Origin of the sequence: Sulfuritalea sp. (genome assembly GCF_017302275.1) — a bacterium.
Classification (GTDB): Bacteria; Pseudomonadota; Gammaproteobacteria; order Burkholderiales; family Rhodocyclaceae; genus Sulfuritalea.
This window is the reverse complement of record NZ_JAFLDR010000047.1, coordinates 19,202-30,239: the sequence shown is the minus strand read 5'-3', so window position 1 is coordinate 30,239 and position 11,038 is coordinate 19,202. Positions and strand designations below refer to the sequence as shown.

10 protein-coding genes are annotated in these 11,038 nt (G+C 63.0%); 7 read left to right on the top strand and 3 right to left on the bottom strand.

Annotation, left to right across the window (positions count from 1 at the left end):
• The first annotated feature begins 279 nt into the window (after positions 1 to 279).
• The 5 genes from tcmP to lgt all read left to right on the top strand — a co-directional run bounded on the left by tcmP (position 280) and on the right by lgt (position 4,890).
• The gene (tcmP, locus tag J0M27_RS18630; protein WP_294995301.1) at positions 280 to 1,449 is read left to right on the top strand and encodes a three-Cys-motif partner protein TcmP; all 1,170 of its coding nucleotides are present in this window, start codon (positions 280 to 282) and stop codon (positions 1,447 to 1,449) included.
• Complete coding sequence (locus tag J0M27_RS18625) at positions 1,446 to 2,204, top strand: phage Gp37/Gp68 family protein (RefSeq protein ID WP_294995299.1); 759 nt, start codon at positions 1,446 to 1,448, stop codon at positions 2,202 to 2,204. The genes tcmP and J0M27_RS18625 overlap by 4 nt, the downstream gene beginning before the upstream one ends.
• A gap of 370 nt (positions 2,205 to 2,574) precedes the next feature.
• Positions 2,575 to 3,141, top strand: coding sequence for a type II toxin-antitoxin system Phd/YefM family antitoxin (locus J0M27_RS18620; RefSeq protein WP_294995310.1), 567 nt, complete (start codon positions 2,575 to 2,577; stop codon positions 3,139 to 3,141).
• A 57-nt stretch (positions 3,142 to 3,198) separates the two neighbouring features.
• Positions 3,199 to 4,092, top strand: a complete 894-nt coding sequence (locus J0M27_RS18615) for a DUF1186 domain-containing protein (RefSeq protein WP_294995296.1) — start codon at positions 3,199 to 3,201, stop codon at positions 4,090 to 4,092.
• A 6-nt stretch (positions 4,093 to 4,098) separates the two neighbouring features.
• Complete coding sequence (gene lgt, locus J0M27_RS18610; RefSeq protein WP_294995293.1) at positions 4,099 to 4,890, top strand: prolipoprotein diacylglyceryl transferase; 792 nt, start codon at positions 4,099 to 4,101, stop codon at positions 4,888 to 4,890.
• Between the two features lies 1 nt (position 4,891).
• Here lgt and J0M27_RS18605 read toward each other — a convergent pair whose 3' ends face one another.
• Genes J0M27_RS18605 through thrH form a run of 3 tightly spaced genes read right to left on the bottom strand, consistent with a single transcriptional unit; the run spans position 4,892 to position 6,912 of the window.
• Positions 4,892 to 5,320, bottom strand: coding sequence for a hypothetical protein (locus J0M27_RS18605; protein ID WP_294995290.1), 429 nt, complete (start codon positions 5,318 to 5,320; stop codon positions 4,892 to 4,894).
• 10 nt (positions 5,321 to 5,330) lie between these two features.
• Complete coding sequence (purU, locus tag J0M27_RS18600; RefSeq protein WP_294995287.1) at positions 5,331 to 6,302, bottom strand: formyltetrahydrofolate deformylase; 972 nt, start codon at positions 6,300 to 6,302, stop codon at positions 5,331 to 5,333.
• Position 6,303: 1 nt separating this feature from the next.
• Positions 6,304 to 6,912 (bottom strand): bifunctional phosphoserine phosphatase/homoserine phosphotransferase ThrH, encoded by a 609-nt coding sequence (gene thrH, locus J0M27_RS18595; protein ID WP_294995284.1) that lies wholly within the window; start codon positions 6,910 to 6,912, stop codon positions 6,304 to 6,306.
• Between the two features lie 333 nt (positions 6,913 to 7,245).
• On the opposite strand from thrH, the gene hemA reads away from it, so the two are divergent.
• Both hemA and plsB read left to right on the top strand, forming a co-directional pair.
• Positions 7,246 to 8,499 (top strand): glutamyl-tRNA reductase, encoded by a 1,254-nt coding sequence (gene hemA / locus J0M27_RS18590; RefSeq protein WP_294995282.1) that lies wholly within the window; start codon positions 7,246 to 7,248, stop codon positions 8,497 to 8,499.
• A gap of 57 nt (positions 8,500 to 8,556) precedes the next feature.
• Positions 8,557 to 11,037 (top strand): glycerol-3-phosphate 1-O-acyltransferase PlsB, encoded by a 2,481-nt coding sequence (plsB, locus tag J0M27_RS18585; protein ID WP_294995279.1) that lies wholly within the window; start codon positions 8,557 to 8,559, stop codon positions 11,035 to 11,037.
• Position 11,038 lies beyond the last annotated feature (1 nt).

Below are 11,038 nucleotides of genomic sequence, written 5' to 3'. Positions count from 1 at the left end.
ATCTGAGCGAACTGCACACGACCGCACGCAACAAACTCAAGAGCGCTCAAAAGCGCCCCTCGATCATCGCCGCTTGCTGGATGCAGGCTACCTTGTGGTGATGTCATGAATTACGGAAGTCTCAATAAGCCGTATCAGGTTGTTAGGCAGGGCAGCAGTCAGCACCTTGATAACAAACCAGCAAAAATGGAATTGGTATTTAAATCACTAGGTTTTCCCCACTATGCCGGCAAACGTCAGGGGCACACTTAACGCAATCTGCCACGGCTACGACACTCCATGGAAATCGATCACACCTATCGAGGCCGTGAGCATTCCCTCATCAAGCATGAGCTGCTGAAAGGCTACCTGCAGAAGCTCCTGCTCATAGTCGGTACGAGCGGTACCCGCGAAATTACCTATGTAGATTGCTTCGCCGGTCCTTGGGGATCCGAAGATGAATCACTGGACGGAACTTCCATCGCCATTTCCCTTGGCATCCTTAAGGGAGTTCAAGATACCCTCGCTGCGCCGCCCTACAGTATTCCGAGCCTGAAGTTGCGCGCTATTTATGTCGAGAAGGCAGAGCGTCGCTACCAACGCCTCGCGAGTTACTTAACGACCAACGCGCCACCAAGCATCGAATGTCATGCGCTCTACGGCGACTATTCTGAATTGCAGGACGACATACTGCGCCTGTGCGGCAATGGGTTCGCGTTCTTTTTCATCGACCCTAAGGGATGGAAGGACGTGACCATTCCGAAACTGCGCAAACTGGCTGCGCGGCCCCGTTCGGAACTGCTGATTAATTTCATGTACGACTTTTTTAATCGATTCATTGATCTACCAAGCTTGAACAACCAGGTCACGGACATGTTGGGTAAGTTGGACGAATCTGATCGACAAACACTAGCTGCGCGGTTGCCGAAGGATCGCGCAGCCTGGGTTGTAAACCGTTATCGAGAGTGCTTAAAGGCTGCGGCTGGAACTGAGGGGCGAGAGAAACCCCGTGCATACCATGCAATTGTGAAGGACAAGGATAAGGACAGAACCAAATACCACATGGTCTATGTCACCCGCCATCCCAAAGGGATTGTCGTTTTCGCTGAGCAGTCCGAGAAGGTCGACTTCATCCAGCGTGTTGTCCGCATACAAACAGCTCGCGAGAAGTCCGGGCAGGGCGGGCTTTTCGCACCGGAGCAAGAAGCGGAACAAATTGACGATGGTCGTGTCGGATTGGACATAGTCGAGGATTACTGGCTGAAATTGCTCGATACGGAAGCCAGAGCATTCGACGAAGCTGTGCTTGCTGACATGCTTGAAAGCCAGGGTTGGCAGATTTCGGACTTTCAGCAGGCATTTGGCCGACTTCAAGCCGCCGGAAAAGTGGAAAATATCGATGCTCGCGGAAGCCGGAAAAAGCACTTTGTCTATTTCGATAAGGCGGAACGGCTAAGGAAAACAAGATGACCACCACTACATCGATCGAATGGACCGAACAGACTTGGAATCCCACCACGGGGTGCACAAAGGTTTCACCAGGGTGTAAGCATTGCTATGCGGAAACAATGGCTCGACGACTGAAGGCTATGGGTGTTCGCGGTTATGAGAACGGCTTTGCCTTGAGTCTGCTGCCAGAGCGCCTAGTCGAGCCGCTGGCTCGAAAAAAGCCAACGGTGTATTTCGTCAACTCGATGAGCGATCTGTTTCATGAGGACATCCCCTTCTCGTTTCTTGACCGTGTATTCGAAGTGATCGGCTCCACGCCGCAACACACCTATCAAATTCTCACAAAGCGTTCGAGCCGGATGCGTAGGTATTTTGCAAACAAGGGACGAAGAGTCCATGGCAATGTTTGGCTCGGCGTATCGGTAGAAGACCGAAGACATGGCTTGCCGCGCATCGATGATTTGCGCGCCATTCCTGCAGCGATTCGATTTCTGTCCGTTGAGCCTCTTCTGGACGATCTTGGCGAGATTGATTTACAGCACATTCATTGGGTCATAGTCGGAGGCGAATCGGGGCCGAAGGCCCGCCCGATGGATCCAATGTGGGTAGCCAACATTAAGGAAGCTTGTGAAGCCCAAGGTTCCGCCTTTTTCTTCAAGCAATGGGGTGGATGGGGCGCGGACGGCAAGAGGCGGTCAAAAAAGGAGAATGGTCGTGTCTTTGCAGGACGCACTTGGGACGCTATGCCGTCCACCAGTACAGTCGCGCAAATCTGAAAACGGTGGCGGTAGCGGCCTAGCAACATTGGTAATTCGACCAAACGCAATAGGGAAGAGACTGGGTCCATCCGGCTGCCGCCGGCTCATATGTCAAAGGCCAGCGCTGTCCGTATTGGCCAGCGCCCAGTTTGTCCCAAGAGCACTAATTTCTAGTTTTGATTAGCGGACGTTTGCGATTGGTTTTGGCGCGACCAATGCCACTGTCTGCTCAGGCCGATAAGTACTCATTGATGGTGACATTCCGGATGCCGTGGATGCCGGGCAGTCCGGGGCGCTGCCTAGCGTCAGTTCCGCAATTCCCGACACGCCGTCGCGCCGGCACCGACTCCGGAGGCATCGCGCCGGCGCGCTGGCGACATTCGGCTTGGTGACATTCGACGCGCAGTGCAGCATGTGGGTCGGCCGGACAGACTGGTCCATCGGCAACGAGAGCATCACGCATACATGGCAATTGCGGGAAGCCAGGAGCCGCTTCGGCGAGCTGGTGGATCGCGTGCTCGCGGAAGGGGCGCGGCTCGTCACGCATCGTGGCGCGGCGGTGGTGGTGATCGCCGCGCCGGAATACCGGCGCCTGTCGGCCGGACCATCCTTGCTCGCTGTGTTGAACGGCGCGCCGCGCGGCGAAGCGCCGGGCTTTCCCGTTCCACTGAAACGGTGCGGGCACCCGATTGGTGAAGCATCTGCCCGACACCTGCGTTCGGTCGGAATTCACCAGCAAGGCGCCGGAGGCCAGGGTGCTGGCCTGGATCAATGGGCGCGCGGAAACCGGTCTGCATGTTGCCGCGATGTCGCTGGCGGGATTGCGGCGGCGGTCGCACACGGCCGGCAGTGGTGGCGCGCAAGGACCGTTATTTCGTGGCGGCCTTGTGGTGGTGCCCGATCCGCGGGAAATCAGGCCGAACTCGCCGCCGCCGGAACAGGCGGGAGGCCGTAGCGCCGGCGCCGACTCCTGAGCCTGTATCCTTCGGACTTTTCCTTCGCCGTTATAACCATGTCCGACGCCTGGAGCACGCTGCGCGCGCAGATCGAGTATTTCTCGCAACCCTTCCCCGAGGCGGCGATCGCCTTTGCCGATGAGCATCGCACCGACGTGGCACCCTTCCTGGTGGAGTCGATCGCGCGGCTGGCGGATCATCCGGAAGAGGGCGCCAATCCCGACTACGTGCTTCACCTCTACGCCATGCACCTGCTGGCCACCTGGCGCGAGACGACGGCGTATGCGCCGCTGGCGCGGCTCGGGCATCACTCGGAGGATGTCGTCGAGCAGTTGCTGGGCGACACGGTGACCGAATCCTACGGACGCTGCCTGGCCTCGGTTTGTGACGGCGACTTGAGCCTGCTGCGAGGGCTGGTCGAGGACCGCGCCGCCGCGCATTGGGCTCGGCACGCGGCGCTGGACGCGATCATGGTGCGGGTATTCGAGGGCGATGCCTCGCGCGATGAATTGATCGCCTATCTGATGCGCCTGGGCGACGCCGAAGCGACGCGCCTGCGCCAACCCGGGAACGAATCCAATAAATTCGAAATGCTCGACTCGGTGGCGTCGGTTGCCGTCGACCTCGGCGCGGTGGAGATGCTGGAACGCATTCGAGGCTGGTACGCGGACGGACTGCTCGATTCGACGATCGCCGACCTGCCCTGGGTTGAGGAGAATATCCCGCGCCCCTATGAAACCTGCCGCGACGAGCAGCTCGGGCGCGGCAGGGGCTATGTGCACAGTGTGAAGGCGGAGATCGGCTGGTGGGCGGGGTTCCACGACAAGCCGCCGACCGCGCGCAAACCGGCGCCGATGCCGGTTCCGGTTCGCCAGGGCCCCAAAGTCGGGCGCAACGAGCCCTGCCCCTGTGGCAGCGGCAAGAAATACAAGAAGTGCCACGGAGCCTGATCCGCCATGCTGATCCATCCCCAGTTCGACCCCATCGCGATTTCCATCGGCCCGCTGGCCGTGCGCTGGTACGGCCTGATGTACCTTGCCGGTTTTCTCGCCTTTCTCTGGCTGGGCAAGCGCCGGGCGGCGGCGCAGCCCTGGCATGCGATGAAGGCGACCGACATCGACGACCTGTTGTTCTACGGCGTGCTTGGCGTGGTCATTGGCGGCCGCCTGGGGCAGGTGCTGTTCTACGAACCGGGCTATTACCTGGCGCGCCCGCTGGAAATTCCCGCCGTCTGGAAAGGCGGCATGGCCTTTCACGGCGGCCTGCTGGGCGTGCTGCTGGCGATGGCGCTGTGGGGCCGCAAGAACGGCCGGTCCTTCCTCTCGGTGATCGACTTCATCGCGCCGCTGGTGCCGCTGGGGCTCATGGCGGGACGCATCGGCAATTTCATCAACGGCGAACTGTGGGGCCGCGTGGCGGACCCGGCGCTGCCCTGGGCCATGGTGTTTCCGCAGGTGGACAGCCTGCCGCGCCATCCGTCGCCGCTTTACCAGGCGGCGGGCGAGGGCTTGCTGCTGTTCGTCATCCTCTGGCTGTATTCGGCGCGGCAGCGCGCGGTGGGCGCGGTGGCCGGCGCCTTCCTCGTCGGCTACGGCGTGCTGCGTTTCGCCGCCGAGTACTTCCGCGAGCCGGACCACGGCATCTTCGGCTGGTCCTATACCGTCAGCATGGGGCAGTGGCTGAGCCTGCCGATGGTTCTGGTCGGACTCTGGTTGCTGTTGCGCCGGGTCAACCCGGCCGCGCGCTGACTCAGCGCGTGCGCCAGGAGTAGTGGCAGGCGACGCAGGCGCCGGTAAGGCCGGGAAGCAGCGCCAGCGCTTGTTCGCGGTCGCCGCCGGCCGCCGCGCGGGCGAACTCGCTGGCGGCGCGGTGGCCGTCGATGCCGATCTGATGCATGTCCTGCGGCATGTGCGCCCCCGGGCGTGCATCGAGCGGTTTGCCGCGATGCTTGCCCATCGCAGATTGCCCGAGTGACTTTTCCGCGACCTCGCCGGCTTCCTTCAGCTTGCCGGCCGCCATCAGCGTCAGGACTTCGTTGATGGCGAGCAGGTTGCCCAGCATTTCCTCGCGCAGGGCTTCCTGCGCGGCGGGGGGCAGGGGGGCGAGCTGGCGGTTGTCGGCGGCCAGCACCTGGCCACCGAGGAGCACGCCGATCACGCCAAGTGCGAACGCTTTCATTGTTTGACCTTTACCTGAACACCACGGTCTTGTTGCCATGGACCAGCACGCGGTCCTCGAGGTGGTAGCGCAGGCCGCGCGCCAGCACCGTCTTCTCGATGTCCTTGCCGTAACGCACCATGTCCTCGACCGAATCCGAGTGGTCGATGCGGATCACGTCCTGCTCGATGATCGGGCCCTGGTCGAGCTCGGCGGTGACGTAGTGGCAGGTCGCGCCGATCAGCTTTACGCCTCGGGTGTAGGCCTGGTGGTAGGGCCTGGCGCCGACGAAGGAGGGCAGGAAGCTGTGGTGGATGTTGAGGATGCGGCCCGGATACGCGGCGCACAGTTCCGGCGAGAGGATCTGCATGTAACGGGCGAGCACCATGGTGTCGCCATGCACTTCCTCGAACAGCCGTTGCACCTCGGCGTAGGCGGCGGCCTTGTTGTCGGCCGGCACCGGCACGTGGTGGAACGGAATGCCGTGCCATTCGACGAAGCCTTTGAAGGTGTCGTGGTTCGAGATCACGCAGGCGATCTCGATGTCGAGTTCCTTCGACTGCCAGCGCGCCAGCAGGTCGTAGAGGCAATGTTCCTGCTTCGAGACCAGCACCACGACGCGCTTCTTCACTGCGGAGTCGTTGATGCGCCAGTCCATGCGCAGCGCGTCCGCGAGCGGCTCGAAGCGGCGGCGGAACTCGGCGAGGTGGAAGGGCAGGGAGTCGGCCTTGACCTCGATGCGCATGAAGTAGCGCGCGCAATCGGAACCATCGCCCCGCCCCCTTCCCGGGGAAGGGGGTGACGGTCGTTCGCCGGCATTGCCGGCTCCGGTTTGCTGGCGGCCCTCGCCTTGGGGCGGCCCGGCGGCAAGGGCGTCATCGGCGTGAAAGCGCGATTCGAGGATCCAGCCGCCGTGCTCGGCGATGAAGCCGGTGACGCGCGCGATGATGCCGACCTGGTCGGGGCACGAGGCGGAGAGGGTGTAGAACCTTTCCCGATGCATCTCAGATTCTCGCCGAAGCCTTGTCGATCTCGGCGCGGAATTCCGTGTAGTTCATGGTCACCGGAAACTGCGGAAATTCGTCGATCACGTTCTGCGGCGGATGGAACAGGATGCCGGCGTGGGCCTCGGCCAGCATCGCCGTGTCGTTGTAGGAGTCGCCGCCGGCGATGACCTTGAAGTTGAGTTCCTTGAAACGCCGGACCGACTCCATTTTCTGGTTCGGCATGCGCAGGTGGTAATTCACCACGAAGCCGGCTGCGTCGGCTTCCAGCTTGTGGCAGAACAGCACGGGCATGTTCAGTTGCGCCATCAGCGGCATGGCGAACTCGTAGAAGGTGTCGGACAGGATGATGACCTGGAAATCGCGGCGCAGGGCGTCGAGGAAGTCGCGGGCGCCGTCCATCGGCCCCATGTCGGAAATCACCTTCTGGATGTCGGGCAGGCCGAGGCGGTTCTTCTTCAACAGGTCCAGCCGGTACTTCATCAGCTTGTCGTAGTCCGGTTCGTCGCGCGTGGTGCGGGAAAGCTCCGGGATGCCGGTGCGCCTGGAAAACTCGATCCAGATTTCCGGAACGAGCACGCCTTCGAGGTCGAGACAAACAAGTTGCACTGAAATTCTCCAGAAGTCGGCGCTGGCGATACGGCGCGCTGCCAAGCGCTGCGGGCCGGTTGATTGCCGGACGGCACGAAAACGCGGAATTTTACCTGTTTGGGCCGCATCCCGCACTGGCCGGGGAGGCATGCCACGCGGTGCCGGGCCTTGCGCTGCCTGCCCCTTGGCCGGGAGTATGCCGGTCACGCGAGGCGGCAGACGGCATCACCAAGTGGGATAATCACGGCTTCGGGGGGCTCCGCTTCGCGTGCGGCCTCCTTGTCGTTTGGGGCCGATCGGTTTCTAATACGCCCTGCAGGATTTTTTGCAGCGATTCAAGGTCATATCCACGTGCAGCTATTCGCCCTGGGAATCAACCACCATACGGCCCCGCTCTCGGTTCGCGAGCGGGTGGCGTTCGACCCGTCGCGCATGGGCCAGGCTTTGCATGACCTGTTGCGGGTGAAACAGGTGCGCGAGGCGGCCATCCTGTCGACCTGCAACCGCACGGAGCTCTACTGCGCGGCGGAGAACCCCGACGTTGCCGCCGACTGGCTGGCCGAATATCACTCGCTGCCGCCACAGAAGATCCATCCCTATCTCTACCGTCACCCGCAGCGGGATGCGGTGCGCCACATGTTCCGCGTCGCCGCCGGACTCGATTCGATGGTGCTGGGCGAGCCGCAGATCCTCGGCCAGATGAAGCAGGCCGCGCGCGTCGCCGAGGAAGCCGGGACCATGGGAACCCTGCTCGGCAAGTTGTTCCAGAAAACCTTTGCCGTGGCCAAGGAAGTTCGTTCGACCACGGCGATCGGCGCCAACACGGTATCGATGGCTGCGGCCGCGGTGCATCTGTCGGCGCGAATCTTCGACAGCCTGGCGGCGCAGAAGGTGCTCTTCATCGGTGCCGGGGAGATGATCGAACTTTGCGCCGCGCATTTCGCCGCGCAGAAACCCGCGCGCCTTACCATCGCCAATCGCACGCTGGAACGCGGCGCCGACCTCGCGGCGCGTTTCGCCGGCGATGCCATGCGCCTGGATCAGCTTGGCGAGCGCCTCGCCGATTACGACGTCGTGGTGTCCTGCACCGCGAGCTCCCTGCCGATCGTCGGCCTCGGGCTGGTGGAGCGCGCGCTCAAGGCGCGCCGGCACAAGCCGATGGTGATGGTCGATCTGGCGGTGCCGCGCGACATCGAGGAAGAGGTCGGCCGGCTGGACGACGTATTCCTCTACACGCTGGACGACCTCGGCCAGATCGTCGAATCCGGCCTCGAATCGCGGCAGGCGGCCGTGGTCGAAGCCGAGGCGATCATCACCGACCGCGTGTCCGGATTCCTGCAATGGATGGAATCGCGGGAGACCGTGCCGACCATACGTGCGCTGCGCGATGCCGGCGAGCGCACCCGCCGCCATGAGGTGGAGCATGCGCTCAAGCTGCTGGCGCGCGGCGAGGATCCGACCAGGGTGCTGGATGCGCTGTCGCACGGGCTGACCAACAAACTGCTGCACGGGCCGACGCATGCCCTGAACCAGGCCGAGGGTTCGGAGCGGGCGGAGGTCTCCGAACTCATCGCGCGCATCTATCGCCTTAACTCCGGGGAGTAGGTGCGTGGCCACGCATCGACCGACCGGCGCCCGTGTGGCGGACCAGACCGACCGCCCGTGAGCAGGCCGCCCCTATTCGACCTGACCGGCTGGATGCTGGGCGTCCTGCGCCGGATCCTCTACCTCGGGACGCGCACCCAGGTGTTTCCGGAATCCCCGGAAGCGCTCGGCTTGAAGCCTGACCTGCCGGTCTGCTACGTGCTCGATGAGCGCCATCTTTCCAACCTGCTGGTGCTTGACCACGAGTGCGGCCAACTGGGCCTGCCGCGCGCCTTGCACCCGATGCGGGACGAGGCCTACACATCGCAGCGTTCGTTTTTCTTCCTCTCGCACAACGAACGCGGCCGCCTGGTGCCCAATCCGCGCGTCAGCGCGGCGCCGATGCTCAAGGCCATGGTCAGGGCCGCCTTCACCGATACCCGCTTCGACGTGCAGCTGGTCCCGGTCACCATACTCTGGGGACGAGAGCCCGGCAAGCAGGAGTCGGTACTGAAGGCCCTGCTCGCCGAATCCTGGCAGCAGGTCAGTACCCTGCGCCACCTGCTGGCGATGCTGATCCACGGGCGCCATACGATGCTGCGCTTCAACGCGCCGATTTCCCTGCGCGAATTTCTGAGCGATGGCATCGACGAAGCTCACGCGGTGCGCAAACTGGGACGCATCCTGCGCGTGCATTTCCGGCGCCAGCGCGAAATGGCGATCGGCCCCGACCTGTCCCACCGCCATACCCAGTTGCAAACTCTTTTGAACACGCCTTCGGTGCACAAGGCGATTGCCGCCGAGGCTGAAGCCAGGTCGATTTCCCTGGTCGCCGCAAAAAAAACGGCGCGCGAGTTTGCGATCGAAATCGCTTCGGACTACAGCTATGCCGTAGTGAAGGCCTTCGCCCTGTTCCTGACCTGGGTCTGGAACAAGATCTACAACGGCATCGAGGTGCACAATTTCGAGCGGGTGACCAACGTGGCACCGGGCCACGGCATCATCTACGTGCCCTGCCATCGCAGCCATGCCGATTACTTGCTGCTCTCCTACATCATTTTCAATCGCGGTTTGATGGTGCCCCACATCGCGGCCGGCGCCAACCTGAACCTGCCGCTGGTGGGCTCGATCCTGCGCCGCTCGGGGGCCTTCTTCCTGCGCCGCAAGATCAAGGGCGAACCGCTGTATGCGACGGTGTTCCAGGAGTATGTGCACCTGATGATCGAGCGCGGCTTTCCGATGGAATACTTCATCGAGGGCGGCCGCAGCCGCGGTGGGCGCACACTGGCCCCCAAGGCCGGGATCCTCGCCATGACCGTCCAGAGTTTCGTGCGCAGCCATGCGCGGCCGCTGGTGTTCGTCCCGGTCTATGTCGGCTACGAGAAGCTGATGGAGGGCAATAGCTACCTGGCGGAACTCCACGGCCGCCCCAAGAAGTCCGAATCCTTGTTCGACCTGGTGCGCGCCGCGCGGCTGCTGAAGCAGAACTTCGGCAAGGTCCATGTCAATTTCGGCCCGCCGCTGGCGCTGGCGGAATTCCTCGATGCCCAGCAACCGGACTGGCGCGAGCTGCCCTTCGATGCACAGGCGCCCTGGCTGCGCGGTGCCGTGGATGCCACCGCGATGGAACTGGCGCGGCGGATCAATTCGCTGGCGGTGGTTAATCCGGTCAACCTGGTCGCCGCGACGCTGCTATCGACGCCCAAGCATGCCGCCGACTTGCGGCTGTTGCAAAAGCAGATCGGCCACTGCCAGCACCTGCTGGCGCAGACATCCTGGGCCGGGACCATCGTTCGTTGCGACCTGCCGCCGGACGAGGTGATAGCCTATGTGCGCCGGCTCGACTTGGTGCAGTGCCATCCGCATCCGCTGGGCGACATGATCCGCGCCGACGAACAGCAGGCGGCGCTGCTCGCCTATTTCCGCAACAACATCCTGCACCTGCTTGCCCTGCCCGCGCTGCTGGCGTGCCTGGTCAGCCACAACCGGCAACTGTCGCGACAGCGGGCAAGGGAAGCCATCCGCGGCATCTACGGCCTGTTGCGCGCCGAACTGTTCCTGCCCTGGCCGACCGAGGAACTCGATGCGGTAATCGACCTCACCGAGTCGGCCCTGGCGCAACGCGGCCTGATCCAGGATGGCGACGGCGACAGCCTGCGCGCACCGCCGCCCAACAGCGAGGCCAGTCCGCAGCTGCAGCAACTGGGCGAGATCCTGCGCCCCACCCTGGAACGCCAATTCCTTACCCTGGCGCTGCTGCAGCATTACGGCAGCGGCCAGCTCACCCGCGCCCGGCTGGAGGAGGATGCCCATTTGCTGGCGCAGCGGCTGGCCATGCTCTACGAATTCAACTCCGCCGAGTTCTCGGAAAAGCTGCTGTTCGCCAACGTGGTGCGCAACCTGATCGACGGCGGCATATTGCAGGTCGATGACGGAGGCCTGCTGCGTTTCGATGCGCGGATCACCCTGGCGGCGGCCCAGACCGAACTGCTGCTCGCGGCGGATGTACGCCACAGCATCCACCTCATCGCCCGCGCGGCGCCGTCCCCGGCATCCTGAC